The organism is Polynucleobacter sp. HIN7, from assembly GCF_030297595.1.
GTDB lineage: Bacteria > Pseudomonadota > Gammaproteobacteria > Burkholderiales > Burkholderiaceae > Polynucleobacter.
The window spans coordinates 490,938-506,817 of sequence record NZ_AP028138.1; the positions used below are offsets into that span (position 1 = coordinate 490,938).

The 15,880-nt window shown below is 47.3% G+C and carries 16 protein-coding genes and 2 tRNA genes; 16 read left to right on the forward strand and 2 right to left on the reverse strand.

Translation table 11 applies throughout. The features are described 5' to 3' along the window. The first annotated feature begins 1 nt into the window (after position 1). The 12 genes from fabG (at position 2) to nagZ (ending at position 11,415) form a co-directional block, all read left to right on the forward strand. A complete protein-coding gene (gene fabG / locus QUE64_RS02555; protein ID WP_286224239.1) occupies positions 2-745 on the forward strand; it encodes a 3-oxoacyl-ACP reductase FabG in 744 nt (247 codons plus the stop codon). Between the two features lie 79 nt (positions 746-824). Continuing rightward, positions 825-1,067, forward strand: a complete 243-nt coding sequence (acpP, locus tag QUE64_RS02560) for an acyl carrier protein (protein WP_108508000.1) — start codon at positions 825-827, stop codon at positions 1,065-1,067. 19 nt (positions 1,068-1,086) lie between these two features. Then, positions 1,087-2,334, forward strand: coding sequence for a beta-ketoacyl-ACP synthase II (gene fabF, locus QUE64_RS02565; protein ID WP_286225788.1), 1,248 nt, complete (start codon positions 1,087-1,089; stop codon positions 2,332-2,334). Positions 2,335-2,380: 46 nt separating this feature from the next. Continuing rightward, complete coding sequence (locus QUE64_RS02570; RefSeq protein WP_286225789.1) at positions 2,381-3,850, forward strand: DegQ family serine endoprotease; 1,470 nt, start codon at positions 2,381-2,383, stop codon at positions 3,848-3,850. 196 nt (positions 3,851-4,046) lie between these two features. Further along, positions 4,047-5,855, forward strand: coding sequence for a translation elongation factor 4 (lepA, locus tag QUE64_RS02575; RefSeq protein WP_286226151.1), 1,809 nt, complete (start codon positions 4,047-4,049; stop codon positions 5,853-5,855). Next, positions 5,852-6,655 (forward strand): signal peptidase I, encoded by an 804-nt coding sequence (gene lepB / locus QUE64_RS02580; protein ID WP_286225790.1) that lies wholly within the window; start codon positions 5,852-5,854, stop codon positions 6,653-6,655. Before lepA ends, lepB begins: the two co-directional genes overlap by 4 nt. Then, positions 6,655-7,446 (forward strand): ribonuclease III, encoded by a 792-nt coding sequence (rnc, locus tag QUE64_RS02585; protein ID WP_286225791.1) that lies wholly within the window; start codon positions 6,655-6,657, stop codon positions 7,444-7,446. Before lepB ends, rnc begins: the two co-directional genes overlap by 1 nt. A 43-nt stretch (positions 7,447-7,489) precedes the next feature. Continuing rightward, entirely contained in the window at positions 7,490-8,410 is a 921-nt protein-coding gene (era, locus tag QUE64_RS02590) for a GTPase Era (protein ID WP_458574692.1), read from the forward strand. Then, complete coding sequence (recO, locus tag QUE64_RS02595; RefSeq protein ID WP_286225793.1) at positions 8,411-9,145, forward strand: DNA repair protein RecO; 735 nt, start codon at positions 8,411-8,413, stop codon at positions 9,143-9,145. An 8-nt stretch (positions 9,146-9,153) separates the two neighbouring features. Further along, positions 9,154-9,900 carry a pyridoxine 5'-phosphate synthase gene (gene pdxJ / locus QUE64_RS02600; protein ID WP_286225794.1) on the forward strand — a complete coding sequence of 249 codons (747 nt, stop codon included), beginning with the start codon at positions 9,154-9,156 and terminating at the stop codon, positions 9,898-9,900. Then, positions 9,900-10,334: a holo-ACP synthase gene (acpS, locus tag QUE64_RS02605; protein ID WP_286225795.1), complete on the forward strand. Its 435-nt coding sequence runs from the start codon at positions 9,900-9,902 to the stop codon at positions 10,332-10,334. Before pdxJ ends, acpS begins: the two co-directional genes overlap by 1 nt. 4 nt (positions 10,335-10,338) lie before the next feature. Then, on the forward strand, positions 10,339-11,415 hold the full coding sequence (gene nagZ / locus QUE64_RS02610; protein WP_286225796.1) for a beta-N-acetylhexosaminidase: 1,077 nt from the start codon (positions 10,339-10,341) through the stop codon (positions 11,413-11,415). On the opposite strand, the gene efp is transcribed toward nagZ, so the two are convergent. Then, on the reverse strand, positions 11,412-11,972 hold the full coding sequence (gene efp / locus QUE64_RS02615) for an elongation factor P (protein WP_286224250.1): 561 nt from the start codon (positions 11,970-11,972) through the stop codon (positions 11,412-11,414). The genes nagZ and efp overlap by 4 nt on opposite strands. Positions 11,973-12,051: 79 nt before the next feature. Then, positions 12,052-13,095 (reverse strand): elongation factor P maturation arginine rhamnosyltransferase EarP, encoded by a 1,044-nt coding sequence (gene earP / locus QUE64_RS02620; protein ID WP_286225797.1) that lies wholly within the window; start codon positions 13,093-13,095, stop codon positions 12,052-12,054. Here earP and uvrC point away from each other — a divergent pair. From uvrC to QUE64_RS02640, 4 genes are all read left to right on the forward strand, one after another. After that, entirely contained in the window at positions 13,094-14,974 is a 1,881-nt protein-coding gene (gene uvrC, locus QUE64_RS02625) for an excinuclease ABC subunit UvrC (protein ID WP_286225798.1), read from the forward strand. The two genes, earP and uvrC, sit on opposite strands and share 2 nt — an antisense overlap. Positions 14,975-15,004: 30 nt before the next feature. Further along, positions 15,005-15,574 (forward strand): CDP-diacylglycerol--glycerol-3-phosphate 3-phosphatidyltransferase, encoded by a 570-nt coding sequence (gene pgsA, locus QUE64_RS02630; protein ID WP_286224253.1) that lies wholly within the window; start codon positions 15,005-15,007, stop codon positions 15,572-15,574. 65 nt (positions 15,575-15,639) lie between these two features. Continuing rightward, positions 15,640-15,715 (forward strand) — tRNA-Gly (locus tag QUE64_RS02635). A gap of 72 nt (positions 15,716-15,787) precedes the next feature. Then, positions 15,788-15,861, forward strand: a tRNA-Cys gene (locus QUE64_RS02640). Positions 15,862-15,880 lie beyond the last annotated feature (19 nt).

Sequence of the window (15,880 nt, forward strand, 5' to 3'; positions counted from 1 at the left end):
TATGAACCTCGATTTAACAAATCAAGTAGCACTAGTAACCGGCGCATCGCGCGGTATCGGACAGGCAATAGCCACTGAATTGGCATCTTGTGGCGCAATCGTGATCGGTACCGCGACCTCAGAGTCTGGCGCGAATGCAATCTCCGAGCGATTGAGCGCATCTAAGGGCATTGGTAAGGTCTTGAATGTCACAGAAGGAGCCGCCTGTGAGGCAATGATTGAGGAGATCGTCAAGCAATTTGGGCGCATTGATATTTTGGTCAATAACGCAGGCATTACTAAGGATCAATTAGCAATGCGCATGAAGGAAGATGAGTGGTCCGATGTGATTGCTACCAATCTGAGTTCGGTATTTAAATTATCACAGGCTGTGTTGCGACCCATGATGAAGGCTCGATCAGGCCGGATTATTAATATCACCTCGATTGTTGGGCATATGGGTAACGCTGGTCAGGCAAATTATGCGGCTGCTAAAGCGGGAGTTGCTGGCATGACCCGTGCTCTGGCGCGTGAGATTGGTAGCCGTAATATTACTGTGAATTGCGTAGCACCCGGATTCATCGATACCGATATGACCCGCGCTTTAAGTGAAGACCAGCAAAATAGCCTTAAAGCCAATATTCCTCTAGCTCGCTTAGGAACCCCTGAGGATGTTGCTCAGGCAGTCGCTTTCTTGGCCTCTCCGGCGGCAGCTTATATCACTGGAAATACCCTCCATGTCAATGGCGGCCTATATCTGGCTTGAGTCTCCCGTCAAATGATCGGTGTCACAAACAAACTGATAAAATCCTGTAATTCGTTTTAACAAGTCCCGGAGGGAATGAATGGACAACATCGAACAACGCGTTAAGAAAATTGTGGCTGAGCAGTTAGGCGTGCCAGAAGCAGACATCAAGAATGAGTCTTCTTTTGTGAACGACCTGGGCGCAGACTCTCTTGACACAGTTGAATTGGTAATGGCCTTAGAAGATGAGTTTGGTATTGAGATACCAGACGAAGAGGCCGAAAAAATTACCACTGTACAGCTTGCGATTGATTTCGCAAAAACGAAAGCTGGACAGGCTTAATTCGTATCTAGGCTAAGCCGTGCCCGCATCAAATCAACCACGTCGCGTGGTGGTCACCGGCTTAGGTCTGATTTCACCAGTTGGCAATTCAGTCGCAACCGCATGGGATAACCTAATTGCGGGCAAGACTGGTATTGCTACAGTCACTAAGTTTGACCACTCAGCACTTAGTGTGCATTTTGCCGGTGAGGTTAAAGATTTCAATGTCGAGGACTACATTTCTGCCAAAGAAGCTCGGCATATGGATACCTTCATTCATTATGGAATCGCAGCCGGAACCCAAGCGATTAAAGATAGTGGTTTAGAGGTCACCGATCAAAATTCCGAGCGAATTGGTGTGTTAGTCGGCTCAGGAATTGGTGGTTTACCAATGATTGAGGATACCAATGCCGAGTTACTGTCTCGTGGCCCGCGCCGTATCTCACCATTTTTTGTGCCAGGCTCGATCATTAATATGATTTCTGGGCATTTGAGTATTCTCTTTAATCTGAAGGGTCCCAATGTTGCGGCGGTGACCGCCTGCACGACCGGTTTGCATAGTATTGGTTTGGCTGCTCGCTTAATTCAGTATGGCGACGCAGATGTCATGATCGCCGGCGGCGCTGAGTCGACCATTTCTGCTCTGGGCATTGGTGGTTTTGCAGCTGCCAGGGCATTGTCGACCCGTAATGATGATCCTGCAACTGCTTCGCGCCCCTGGGATAAAGACCGCGATGGATTTGTTTTGGGTGAGGGTGCTGGTGTAATGGTTCTCGAAGAGTACGAACATGCAAAAGCGCGTGGTGCCAAAATTTATGCGGAGTTATGTGGCTTTGGAATGAGCGGTGATGCGTATCATATGACCGCTCCCAATATGGATGGACCGCGCCGTTGCATGGTCAATGCAATGCGTGATGCGGGTATTACGGTAGATCAGATTCAGTATGTAAATGCACATGGCACATCAACACCCTTGGGCGATAAGAATGAGACAGATGCCATCAAGGCAGCTTTAGGCGATCATGCCAAAAAAGTGGTGGTGAATTCCACGAAATCGATGACGGGCCATTTATTGGGTGGCGCTGGGGGCCTTGAATCGGTCTTTACAGTTCTTGCATTGCACCATCAAAAATCACCACCGACTATCAATATTTTTAATCAAGACCCCGAATGCGACCTTGATTACTGCGCCAATACTGCTAGGGATCTCAAAATTGATTACGCTGTGAAAAACAACTTTGGATTTGGGGGTACCAACGGTACCTTGATATTTGGGAAAAAGCCCTAATATCTGAAGTATTGCAACTAATGGGTTGAGCAAAGCTCAATTTGGTATGAAAAAAATTCTATTGGTCGTTTTCTCAGTATTTAGCTGGGGAATCCTGTCGTTTTCACCGACGGTTTCCTCTCAGACAAACACTCAGCCTCCTCGGGTAGCGATCCCAGATTTCGTGGAATTGGTTGAAAAGGCTAGTCCCGCAGTGGTTAATATCCGTACTACCGAGAGGTTATCCAATCAACAGGCTCAAGGCTCTGTCCCAGGCATACCTGATGAGCAAGCGGAATTCTTTCGTCGCTTTTTTGGGGTACCGCTTCCAGGAGCACCCAATACCCCTCGCGGTCAGGGTAATCGACGTGGCCAACCAGAAGAAATTGAACGCGGTGTTGGTTCGGGATTCATTATTGATTCCAACGGAATTGTGATGACCAATGCACACGTAGTTGAAGGTGCAACAACGATTTATGTCACCCTAACAGATAAGCGTGAGTTCAAGGCAAAACTACTTGGCGCAGATAAGCGTACCGATCTTGCGGTCCTAAAAATTGATGCCACCGGTTTACCAAGGCTGCCTTTAGGTGACTCCTCTAAGGTGAAAGTGGGCGAGTGGGTTGTAGCGATTGGCTCACCCTTTGGTTTGGAGAATACCGTAACTGCTGGAATTGTGTCAGCCAAAAGCCGTGACACAGGAGACTATTTGCCATTCATTCAAACCGATGTCGCAGTCAATCCCGGGAACTCTGGTGGACCATTGCTCAATACTGCTGGCCAAGTGATTGGTATTAATTCTCAAATCTTTAGTCGCTCAGGTGGCTATATGGGAATTTCATTTGCAATTCCAATCGATGAGGCCATTCGGGTCGCAGATCAATTAAGAACCACCGGCCGTTTAGTGCGTGGACGAATTGGCGTGGCGATTGGTGAGATCAATAAAGATGTGGCTGAAAGCCTTGGGCTTGGTAAACCACGCGGCGCTTTTGTCCGCAATGTGGAACCTGGTGCGCCTGCAGCTAAGGGCGGCATTGAGTCCGGTGATGTGATCTTGAGCTTTAACGGGCGTGATATTAATAAGTCCACCGATCTACCTCGTATTGTGGGTGAGACAAAACCCGGTACCTCTGCAACGGTTAAAGTTTGGCGCAAAGGGACAACACGTGACCTAACGGTTGTGGTTGCGGATGCAGAGCCCGATAAAGCGGTTGCACGCAAGTCAGAGACTCCAGCTCCGCAAGCTGGCACGGCAAACAAATCATTGGGTATCAGTGTTGCCGAATTGACTGAAGCCAAAAATAAGGAATTGGGCGGCAAAGGCGGGGTTGAGATTACCAATGTGGGTGATGGTGCCGCTGCTAGAGCAGGTTTACGGGTTGGAGACGTGATTGTCCGAATTGGCGATGCCGATATTACCGGGATCAAGCAATTTGAGTCGGTAACCAAAGCCCTTGACCCTAGTAAGGCAGTACCTATTTTTGTGCGTCGCGGTGATGCCACCATCGTGGTACCCATCCGACCCGCTCAGAAGTAAATCCGGATATAAGAGCAAAACCATCAAGGGGTGACCAAAAAGTCACCCCTTTTTCTTGGGTTATTTCTTTTGGGGGTGGGGAAAAGCGCTGATTTTTCTGCTCCCAGTACAATAGGGAAAAGACATCTTATTGCAGCGCATCATTGTGTTGCGTTGCGACAAGGCGTTTTATCAAGACCTCTATCGAACAGCGCCAATGGATCACATCCGTAATTTCTCCATCATTGCCCATATTGACCATGGTAAGTCAACCTTAGCCGATCGTATTATTCAGCTGTGTGGCGGTCTTTCCGACCGTGAAATGGAGGAGCAGGTTCTCGACTCCATGGACATTGAGCGCGAGCGAGGCATTACGATTAAGGCCCAAACCGCTGCCCTAACGTACAAGGCAAAAGATGGGAAGACCTACAACCTTAATTTGATTGATACCCCAGGGCACGTCGATTTCTCTTATGAGGTCAGTCGCTCTCTTTCTGCCTGTGAAGGGGCATTGTTGGTTGTCGATGCCAGCCAAGGAGTTGAAGCGCAAACGGTGGCTAACTGCTACACCGCTACTGAACTGGGTGTAGAGGTCATTCCAATCCTCAATAAGATCGATTTACCATCTGCAGATCCTGAATCAGCTAAGAAAGAGATTGAGGACGTGATCGGTATTGATGCAACCGATGCCATTACCTGTTCTGCCAAAACAGGACTTGGTGTTGCTGATGTTTTAGAAGAAATGATTCGGCGCGTCCCGCCACCAAAGGGTGATGCCACATTACCTCTGCAAGCCTTAATTATTGATTCATGGTTTGATAACTATGTGGGTGTAGTCATGTTGGTCCGAGTGGTGAACGGCACCCTAAAACCAAAAGACAAAATTACCTTGATGGCTACTGGATCCACTCATTTGGTCGAGCAGCTTGGTGTTTTTACTCCGAAGTCAGTGACTCGTCCCCAGCTCAGTGCAGGCGAGGTCGGATTCATTATTGCTGGCATTAAAGAGTTGAAGGCTGCCAAGGTGGGTGATACCGTGACCCATGCATCCGGTCAACAGGGTCGCATCCCTGCGCCACAGCCGCTGCCTGGATTTAAAGAGGTTAAGCCACAGGTATTTGCAGGTTTATATCCAGTAGAAGCCAATCAATACGATGCATTGCGTGAGTCTTTGGAAAAGCTCAAATTAAACGATGCATCCTTGCAGTTTGATCCGGAGGTCTCTCAAGCCTTAGGGTTTGGATTTCGGTGCGGTTTCTTAGGTTTATTGCATATGGAAATTGTGCAAGAGCGTTTAGAGCGGCAGTTTGATATGAGTTTGATTACAACCGCGCCAACGGTTGTTTATCAGGTGGAGCAGCGTGATGGCACGAAGGTTGTGGTGGATAACCCTTCCAAAATGCCTGACCCTAGCAAGATCGAGACAATCTTAGAACCGATTGTGACAGTCAATCTGTATATGCCCCAAGAATATGTTGGCTCGGTCATTACCTTATGTACTGGTAAGCGGGGCATTCAAACCAATATGACCTATTTAGGGCGTCAAGTACAGCTCACTTATGAGTTACCAATGGCAGAAATCGTGTTGGATTTCTTTGATCGCCTGAAATCCGTCTCACGGGGTTATGCCTCGATGGATTACGAGTTCAAAGAGTATCGGCCAGCTGATGTAGTAAAGGTCGATATCCTAATTAATGGGGATCGAGTTGATGCCCTATCCATTATTGTGCATCGAAGTAATAGCCAGTCACGCGGTCGCGAGGTGGTTGCTAAGATGCGCGGCATTATTCCTAGACAAATGTTTGATGTCGCAATTCAAGCGGCAATTGGTAGCAATATCATTGCCAGAGAAAACGTCAAGGCTTTACGTAAGAATGTATTGGCGAAGTGCTATGGTGGTGATATTACTCGCAAGCGTAAGTTGCTCGAGAAGCAAAAGGAGGGCAAGAAGCGCATGAAACAAGTGGGTAATGTTGAAATTCCGCAAGAAGCATTTTTGGCCATCCTTCAGGTGGAAGAAAAATGAACTTTGCCCTTATCTTATTCATCTTGGCCATCATCACGGGTATCGCATGGGTTGCCGATAAACTCTACTTTGCCCCACAACGCAAAGCTGCTGGAATTGAGCGGATGCCACTTTGGTTGGAGTATTCGGCAAGTTTTTTCCCGGTTATTTTGGCGGTATTCATTCTGCGCTCATTTTTGATTGAGCCATTTAAGATTCCATCCGGATCGATGATTCCAACCCTGCAGATTGGAGATTTCATTGTTGTCAATAAATACACCTATGGCATTCGTTTGCCAGTAATCAACCAGAAAATTATTAATATCGGCACCCCAAAACGGGGTGATGTGGTTGTCTTTCGTTATCCCAAAGATCAGTCGGTTGATTACATTAAACGCGTGATTGCGATTCCTGGTGATGACATCCTCTACGAGGATAAAAAGGTCACTGTTAACGGGAAGCCACTTCAATACGCTGGTGGAGCCCCTTATCTTGATCCTGAGAGCATGCGGTATGCCAAGCTCTACCAAGAGAGCTTTCCAGCCGATCTTGGTGGTAATACTCATGAGATTTTGAATGATCCCGATCGCAGCACGATCTACCAAGGCGAGAACTTCCCTGGATCGGAGAACTGCCAATATCAAGGAACTGCACTGCGCTGTAAGGTGCCAGCAGGCCATTATTTTGTGATGGGTGATAACCGCGACAATAGTCTGGATTCGCGGTTCTGGGGATTTGTACCGGATCAAAACTTAGTTGGTCGCGCCTTTTTCATTTGGCTGAACATGGGTTCACTTGGCCGAATTGGAAGCTTTCAGTAATGAATGCCCGGGCAACACTCGATCTTGGCCCACTGCAGGATCGCTTGGCATATCAATTTAAAAAGCCTGATTTATTAACTCAAGCTTTAACCCATCGCAGTCATAGTAAAAAGAATAATGAGCGCCTCGAGTTTCTGGGAGACTCTGTATTGAACTGTGTAGTTGCTGAGATTTTGTATGAGCGTTATGCCGATCTTGATGAGGGCGATCTATCACGGGTACGAGCCAACTTGGTAAAGCAACAAGCGCTGTATGAAATTGCTCAAGCCTTGATGCTATCGGACTATCTCAAGCTTGGAGAAGGGGAGTTAAAAAGCGGTGGATTTCGTAGACCTTCAATCCTAGCCGATACACTTGAAGCCATTGCGGGGGCAATTTTTATTGATGGAGGATTCGAGGCGGCAAAGGCAAGTCTACGTAAACTGTACTCCACCATCTTGCAAAACGTGGATCCCAAAACCTTAGGTAAGGACGATAAAACCTTGTTACAAGAGTATCTACAGGGCTTTCAGCTACCTCTACCTACATATAACGTGGTGGCTACGACTGGCGCCGCTCACAATCAGCAGTTTGAGGTCGAGTGCATTGTTCCAAATCTTAAAGTGAGCGTAAAAGGGGAAGGGGCATCGCGGCGTGCTGCAGAACAGGGCGCTGCAAAAATTGCTTTGGTTGCTGTACAAAAAGCCTTGCCACAAGAGTCGCGTAAGCCCAAGAAGACTCGTGCTGCAAAAAAGAAAGCTGCCAAAGCCGATCCGGTTAAAGGGCAGTTACCTCTTAAGTTAAAGGATTGAAGTGTTTAGGTGCGGCACGATCGCATTAGTGGGCAGGCCCAATATGGGCAAATCCACCTTATTAAATGCACTTGTAGGTCAAAAAATTAGCATCACATCGCGCAAAGCGCAAACTACCCGTTACCGAATTGCGGGGGTGCAAACGCGTGAGCACGCGCAGTTTATCTTTATCGATACTCCGGGCTTTCAGACGCGCGTCATGAATACCCTTAATCAAACCCTCAATCGAACCGTGACCAGCACTTTGCACGACGTTGATGTTATCTGTTTCATTGTGGAGGCGGGTTACTGGGGTGCCGATGATGTCAACGTTTTGCGTTTATTACCAAATGACAAGCCGGTACTATTAGTTGCAAATAAGCTGGATTTATTTGCGTCGCGTTTTGATAATTCCGACGCTCGTGATCTGGAACTTTTTGAGTTCATGAAAAAAATGGCACAGCCATGGGGGGCAATTGCCGAGCAAACCAAGGGTTGTGAAGCGCAAACAATTGCAAGTCCTGAGCAAACCTTTGCTGAAGTGATTCCAATGAGTGGTAAGAACAAGGATGATATTGAACGCTTATTGGATTTAATTGCAGAGTATTTGCCGGAGGGCGAGGCGCGATACGAACCGGACACTCTGACGGATCGTAGCGAACGCTTTATGGCTGCTGAGATCTTGCGCGAGAAGGTGTTTCGTTATACCGGTGATGAGTTGCCGTACTCAAGCTCTGTGGTGATAGACCAGTTCAAGCTAGATGGCAAAATGCGACGTATTGCTGCAACCATTCTGGTAGATCGTGACAGTCATAAGGCAATGATCATTGGCCAGAAAGGTGAGCGGCTAAAAAAGATCTCGACCGAAGCTCGTTTAGACATGGAAGCATTGTTTGATAGCAAAGTTTTCTTGGAGACTTGGGTGAAGGTGAAGCGGGGATGGGCGGATGACCTTGCTGAACTACGTGCTCAGGGTTTGGAATAAATGGCAGGAACTCGTGTTCTGGATGAGCCGGGATTTGTACTGCACAGTATTCCCTATAAAGAGACAAGCTTAATTCTGGATGTATTTACCCGTTCGCACGGACGACTGGCATTAATCGCTAAAGGTGCGAAGCGCCCTCATTCGAGCTTACGACCAGTTCTGCAGCGCTTTCAGCCACTGCTCATCTCGTGGAGTGGTAAATCAGAACTGAGAACTCTCACTAAATCAGAATGGGTCGGAGGTTCTCCGGCTTTGGTTGGAGATGCACTTTTGTGTGGTTTCTATCTCAATGAGTTGCTGGTGAAGTTTTTGGCTAGAGAAGATGCCTACGAGTCGCTCTACGATCATTATGCCGAGACAGTTTATGCGCTCTCACAAATCGAGTCCTCCGGACCATCAATCGAGCAAACCTTAAGACCATTTGAGCTGGCCCTTTTGCGAGAGACTGGATATGCTGCAGCTCTTGATCATTGTGTGGAGACCCGCTCCCAACTAATTGATGGCGAGCGATATGTCTATCAGCCCGAGAAGGGGATCCGTCCATGGCAACCCGATGACCCCAGTCATTGGCCGGTACTTGAGGGGTCGGCACTGCGAGCCATGGCGCAGGGAGACTTTTCGGGATCAGAGACCCTAAGCCAGAGCAAACAATTAATGCGTTTCCTCTTAGGTATTCACTTGCAAGATCAGACTTTGACCACTCGTCAAATCTTGATTGATCTAAAAAAGATCTAAGTGGGACTATGGCTTTAATATTAGGTATGGCCCCACTAGAGCTCGGAATCAATATCGATCACGTTGCAACCCTGCGTAATGCTCGGGGGACATGCTATCCCGATCCACTCATGGCGGCACAAATTGCCGAAGCAGCAGGCGCTGATTTGATCACCTTGCATTTACGTGAGGATCGGCGTCATATCAAAGATGCCGATTTATTTGCGCTTCGACCCTTGATTCGAACCCGTATGAACTTGGAATGTGCAATTACAGCGGAGATGCTGGGCATTGCGATTCAGGTTAAGCCGCAGGATGTGTGCTTGGTCCCTGAGAAGCGGACCGAAATTACTACCGAAGGCGGGCTCGATGTGATCACTCATCAGAATCAAGTCCATTCTGCTACCAAACAACTACAGGCTGCTGGTATTCGGGTATCACTCTTTATTGATCCAGACCATCGCCAAATTGATGTCGCTAAGGAGCTTGGAGCACATGTAATTGAGTTACACACTGGAGCCTATGCAGATGCTCAAATAGAGCATCAATCATTTGAGCTGCAGCGAATTACAGAGGCTGCACGCTATGCAAAGAGTTTAGGTTTTCGAGTCAATGCCGGACACGGTTTGAATGAGCAAAATGTTCAGCCCATCGCCAAAATCCCTGAAATTAGCGAGCTAAATATTGGCCATGCGATCATTGCAGAGGCTATTTTTAAGGGTCTTCCCAATGCGATTCGGGATATGCGTAGACTCATGAATGAGGCGCGTTCGTAATGATTGTCGGGATTGGTACTGATCTCTTACAGATGGGTCGACTGCAGTCGGCTTATGAGCGCACCCAAGGTCGCTTAGCCAAGCGGGTTTTGGGGGATGAGGAGTATCAGGTGTTTCAACAGCGACTTAGCCGTAATCGCAAGCGGGGAATGGCCTACTTGGCTACCCGTTTTGCTGCTAAGGAGGCGTTTTCAAAAGCGATTGGCTTGGGTATGCACATGCCAATGAGTTGGCGATCTTTGCAAACACTCAATGAGCCCAGTGGCAAGCCTTATACAAAATATTCTGGGGCTCTGTTGCAGTTTATGGAAGATAAACAATGGCATGCGCATGTCACAGTGACTGACGAGCAAGAAATGGTGATGGCGTTTGTGGTTGTCAGTTACGGCACACCCATTGTTACCAGCTTTGATCCACAAAACTATCTTGGATGAGACCGTGGCAACCCAAAAAAAATCGACTTATAACCCAGGCCCCATTATTTTGGATGTTGAGGGGCTTACCTTAAACCAACACGATATCCGACGCATAAAAAATCCCTTGACGGGAGGCGTAATTTTATTCGGGCGGAACTTCCAATCTCGTAAACAATTAACTGCACTCACTAAATCAATCAAGCAAGTCCGCTCTGACATTCTGATATGCATTGATCATGAGGGAGGTCGAGTACAACGTTGTAAAACGGATGGGTTTACGCATCTTCCTGCTATGCGCCGCCTGGGTGATCTATGGATGCGCAATGGAGTTGGGGCAAGCTCTGCAATTTCCGCGATGAAGGCAGCAACCGCATGCGGCTACGTGCTTGCAACCGAGCTAAGAGCGTGTGGAGTTGACTTTAGTTTCACACCCGTTTTGGACTTGGATTATGCCCGCAGTGGTGTGATTGGCGATCGCTCATTTCATCGCAACCCAGAAATTGTGTATGTTCTAGCAAAAAGCTTGAATGAGGGACTCCGCTTAGGTGATATGGCTAATTGCGGTAAGCACTTCCCGGGACATGGATGGGCTGAGGCAGACTCTCATATTGCTATTCCCCAAGACGAACGCTCACTAAAATTAATTGAGAGTGATGATATGAAGCCGTATGAGTGGCTTGATATCAGTCTTGCCTCGGTGATGCCCGCTCATGTGATTTATCCAAAGGTTGATGCATTACCCGCTGGCTTTTCTAGTATTTGGTTGCAAACCATCTTACGTAAAAAGCTAAAGTTTGGTGGAGTGATTTTTAGTGACGACCTCTCCATGGAGGGGGCCAGTGTTGCTGGTGATGTGGTGCAGGGTGCTCAATTAGCACTCAAGGCAGGATGTGACGCGGTACTGATTTGTAATCGCCCCGATCTTGCTGATCGCTTACTCAATGAACTAAGCGTTTCTCCAAAGAAATTCACAGAGTCTGCAACGCGACTCAAGAAATTATTTCCGAAGGGTGAATCTCAGTCCTGGGATGAGTTGCATAAAAACGATGAGTATCTGCATGCCAAGGATTTATTAAAAACCCTTGGCCTTACTCATTAGTTAGCGCGACTACGATATTCGCCGGTACGGGTATCGATTTCAATCTTGTCCCCGGTATTGCAGAACAAGGGAACTTGAATCTCAAAGCCGGTTGCAATTTTGGCGCTTTTGAGAACCTTACCGGAGCTGGTATCCCCTTTAACAGCGGGTTCGGTATAGGTAATTTCGCGAACTACTGTGGTGGGTAATTCCACTGAGATGGCTCGGCCGTCATAAAAAACAACCTCAACCGCCATCCCTTCTTCGAGGTAATTGAGTGAATCACCCATATTGTCTTTCTCGACCTCATATTGGTTGTAGTCGCCGTCCATAAAAGTGTACATTGGGTCTGCAAAATAGGAGTAGGTGCAATCCTTCTTCTCAAGAATCACAACATCGAATTTATCGTCCGCTTTGTAAACACCCTCATTTGGCGCCGCTGTTAATAGGTTCTTGTACTTCATTTTGACTACAGCCGAGTTGCGGCCAGAGCGGCTGTATTCGTGTTTCTGGACCACCATGGGGTCACCATTAATCATGACAACATTACCCACGCGGAGTTCTTGAGCGATTTTCATAATAATTCCTGATATAAACGGATATTGGCTCCTATTGGGGCCAACTGATTCAAACCTAGTATTTTAACTGGTTAATGATTTAACTGACAAACCGAACTAATCTGCCCACTAAGCCGCCATCGGATTGGCGATCAATTATGGCTCTTTGCCAGTGTTTGGCATGCTCTAACCACATCGGTAGTTGGTCCCACCAGTTTTGAGCCCCCCGCCAATTCATTGCATCTGTAATGAGGTTTTGCAGTCGTGGATCGACACCCTCAAGGTAGAGATCTAAAAAAGCGTTGAGCTTGGTGTAATGCACGCCGTCATCTTGAGGATAGATATTCCAAATAAAGGGCTTGCCTGCTAACTGCGCCCGAATAAAGGAATCTTCCCCGCGCACAATGTTGAAATCACAGTGTGCTAAGAGCCAGTCATAATCATCTTGTGGAATAAACGGCATCGAGATCAGATTTAAATTTGGCCAATGGTGTTGTTGTAGATTGAGCAGCTGCGCATTACCAAATGCTAAAAAAATATTAAAGGGCTCTCCCAGTTGATTAAGGTTTACGAGCCATTCTTTAATTGGCGCCCCGGGATACGAAAAAATACTCAGTTTTTTTGAATCGGCCCGAGACTGTTGCCAGATTGTCTTTAGGCTCTTGGGGCAATCCTCTTGATCATTTTTTGGAAGGGGATCAAGCAATAGGCCTCCAGTATTGGCTTGAAATCCTGGAAAGAAGAAATACTTTTGTAAACCATGCGTATTAGGGGATGGTTTGCCATGAAAGTCCGCAACCCATGGCTCTGCACTTAAATACTCGAGATGAATCAGAATCGGCTTTTGGGGGGCGACCAAAATGCTATTGAGATAGCGGGTGGGTAGCTCACATGAAAACGCTTGGATTACAACATCGGGAAGCTCTGGCGGATGCCGGGCATTTTGATAACTGGTTTCCCAGGGAAGAACCTCAATACCCTTAAGATGGGATTGTTCCATCATGATGAGTTGTAGGGTATGCAAATCATCGCAAAATAGGCGTATATTTTGATCGTATTGAGTTGCCAGTGATCGTGCTAGACGCCAGCAAATACCCGCATCGCCATAGTTATCGATAATTTGGCAGAAAATATCCCAACGCATGACTAATTTACTTCCTGAATCCTTACGAATTGATTTAAAGGGACTTCCTGGGCTACCAGGCGTCTATCGTTTTTTTGATGAGTCAGGCCATATCTTATATGTTGGCAAAGCCAAGGATCTCAAACGGCGGGTCTCGAGTTATTTTCAAAAGAATAACCACTCCCCTCGAATTGAGCGAATGGTCAAGCGCATTATCCGTTTCGAAATCACGATTACTCGCACCGAAACGGAGGCCTTGATTCTTGAAAATAATCTGATTAAAGAATACAGCCCACCGTTCAATATTCTTTTTAGAGATGACAAATCCTATCCTTACCTGATGCTTACAGGGCATGATTACCCTCGTTTAGCCTCCTATCGCGGCAAGATTGATCGACGCAATCGTTACTTTGGCCCCTTCCCGAACTCTTGGGCAGTTCGTAATAGCGTGCAAATTTTGCAAAAAGTATTTCGTTTGCGAACCTGTGAGGATACGATTTTTCGTAATCGAAGTCGCCCCTGTCTCTTGCATCAAATTCATCGCTGTAGTGCACCATGCGTGGGTAAGTTGACCAAGGAGCAATACTCTCAAGATGTTGGTCAAGCCCTGCGATTCTTGGAAGGTAACCACCAAGTTGTTTTGGCTGAACTAGAGCGCGAGATGGAAAACTATAGTGCTGCTATGGAGTTTGAGATGGCTGCTGTAATTCGTGATCGTATCGCTGACTTATCCAATGTTCTTCAGCAGCAGTCTATGGATGTGGCGGCCGAAGGGGAGGGCGATGTTGATATTTTGGCGGCTGCCGAAATCGATGGCCAAATTTGTGTCAATTTAGCGATGGTTCGTGGCGGCCGTCACTTGGGGGATCGTGCCTATTTTTCCAAGGGTCTAAAGTCATCCGAAGATGAGCCGATTGATCTCCAGATCATTCTTGAAACATTTATTCAGCAACACTATTTATCGACCGATTCATCTTCTGACCTAGCCGTGATCACACCCCCTGTCATGATTACGAACGTACCATTCAAGGGCGAACGTGCGCAAGCGATCTGTCAAGCACAGACGGAGCGCTCGGCACGACCCATTTCGTTTTTGTTCCAGCCACAGGGTCAGCGCAAGCATTGGTTAGCGATGGCCGAGGGGAATGCCAAGATTGCCTTGCTGCGGCGCATTGCAGAAGCGGGCGGACAACTGGCTCGGGTTCGAGCACTTACAGATGCACTTGGTATCGATTTGGAGCAGCTTGATCAATTACGCATTGAGTGCTTTGATATTAGTCACACATCTGGTGAAGCTACTCAAGCATCTTGCGTAGTCTTTGCCAAAAATGAACTCCAACCCAGTGAGTATCGACGCTTTAACATTACTGGCATTACAGCCGGAGATGATTACGCAGCGATGCAGCAAGTATTACAACGCCGCTATGCAAATTTTCAGGAAATCCCAGCCGACAAAGTGCCACAACTCGTTCTCATTGATGGCGGTAAGGGTCAGGTAGAAGTAGCCAGGAAGGTCTTCAGTGAGCTCGGTATTGATATTGGGCTAATTGTTGGTGTTGCCAAAGGAGAGGACCGTAAGGTTGGTCTAGAAACGCTGATCTTTGCTGATGAGCGGGAGCCCATCCGATTGGGTTCGGATAGCCAGGCGCTCATGTTGATTGCACAGATTCGGGATGAAGCGCATCGTTTTGCAATTACCGGGATGCGTGCCAAGCGTGCTAAGTCAAGGACTGTTTCTAGGCTTGAAGAGATGGAGGGCATTGGGGCCAAGCGTCGACAAAAACTATTAGCGCGCTTTGGTGGGTTGCGGGGGGTTGCAAATGCAACCGTTGAAGAGTTAGCGAGCGTGGAGGGAATTTCTCAAACTCTCGCGGAGCAGATATACCGTCAGCTTCATTAATCGATCAATTAAATCGTTTATTCTCCAAAAATGCCATTTAATTTACCCATCGCCTTGACCTGGCTGCGTGTAGCAGCCATTCCATTATTGGTGGGGATTTTCTATTTACCCAATGATTGGTTGTCACTGCCCGAAAAAAATATCGTTTCAACAGGCCTTTTTGTATTTGCCGCCATTACGGATTGGTTAGATGGATTCTTAGCAAGACGGATGAACCAAGAGTCGGCCTTTGGTCAGTTTTTAGATCCTGTAGCAGATAAATTAATTGTGGCTGCTGCTTTGCTGGTATTGCTCAATTTAGATCGGGTGCAGGCCTGGGTCGCATTAGTCATTATTGGCCGTGAGATCACAATTTCTGCTCTGCGTGAGTGGATGGCGCAAGTTGGTGCGTCACGCAGCGTTGCCGTCCATATGGTCGGTAAATTAAAAACGACTGCCCAATTAATTGCCATCCCCTTCTTGCTCTTTAATGGGCAAATTTTGGGTATCCATAGCTCTCTTTTGGGGACTTGGCTGATTTGGATTGCAGCTTTTCTCACGCTTTGGTCCATGTTTTATTATCTACAAAAGGCGTTACCGCAATTAACCAATAAGCCGTAAAACTAGGAAATTTTGCTAATTAGGACCCCATCCCTGAATCTTTGCTAAACTGTCGATCCTGTAATGCGGGAATAGCTCAGTTGGTAGAGCGCAACCTTGCCAAGGTTGAGGTCGCGAGTTCGAGCCTCGTTTCCCGCTCCATTCATTGATGGGAAGCCCCAAAAGCTTCCCATTTTGTTTGAGTTGTTGTTTGGTGGATTCCAAACCAATTAGGGCGCGTTGGCCGAGTGGTTAGGCAGGAGCCTGCAAAGCTTCGTACGGGGGTTCGATTCCCTCACGCGCCTCCACCCATAATCATTGACGAAT

What these genes read in the sequence shown, in the direction of transcription:
- pdxJ (WP_286225794.1), top strand. Translation starts at nt 9,154, where the DNA reads ATGGCTTTAATATTAGGTATGGCCCCACTAGAGCTCGGAATCAATATC.
- lepA (WP_286226151.1), top strand. Translation starts at nt 4,047, where the DNA reads ATGGATCACATCCGTAATTTCTCCATCATTGCCCATATTGACCATGGT.
- uvrC (WP_286225798.1), top strand. Translation starts at nt 13,094, where the DNA reads ATGACTAATTTACTTCCTGAATCCTTACGAATTGATTTAAAGGGACTT.
- efp (WP_286224250.1), bottom strand. Translation starts at nt 11,972, where the DNA reads ATGAAAATCGCTCAAGAACTCCGCGTGGGTAATGTTGTCATGATTAAT.
- recO (WP_286225793.1), top strand. Translation starts at nt 8,411, where the DNA reads ATGGCAGGAACTCGTGTTCTGGATGAGCCGGGATTTGTACTGCACAGT.
- QUE64_RS02570 (WP_286225789.1), top strand. Translation starts at nt 2,381, where the DNA reads ATGAAAAAAATTCTATTGGTCGTTTTCTCAGTATTTAGCTGGGGAATC.
- acpS (WP_286225795.1), top strand. Translation starts at nt 9,900, where the DNA reads ATGATTGTCGGGATTGGTACTGATCTCTTACAGATGGGTCGACTGCAG.
- rnc (WP_286225791.1), top strand. Translation starts at nt 6,655, where the DNA reads ATGAATGCCCGGGCAACACTCGATCTTGGCCCACTGCAGGATCGCTTG.
- earP (WP_286225797.1), bottom strand. Translation starts at nt 13,095, where the DNA reads ATGCGTTGGGATATTTTCTGCCAAATTATCGATAACTATGGCGATGCG.
- era (WP_458574692.1), top strand. Translation starts at nt 7,490, where the DNA reads ATGGGCAAATCCACCTTATTAAATGCACTTGTAGGTCAAAAAATTAGC.
- fabG (WP_286224239.1), top strand. Translation starts at nt 2, where the DNA reads ATGAACCTCGATTTAACAAATCAAGTAGCACTAGTAACCGGCGCATCG.
- lepB (WP_286225790.1), top strand. Translation starts at nt 5,852, where the DNA reads ATGAACTTTGCCCTTATCTTATTCATCTTGGCCATCATCACGGGTATC.
- acpP (WP_108508000.1), top strand. Translation starts at nt 825, where the DNA reads ATGGACAACATCGAACAACGCGTTAAGAAAATTGTGGCTGAGCAGTTA.
- pgsA (WP_286224253.1), top strand. Translation starts at nt 15,005, where the DNA reads ATGCCATTTAATTTACCCATCGCCTTGACCTGGCTGCGTGTAGCAGCC.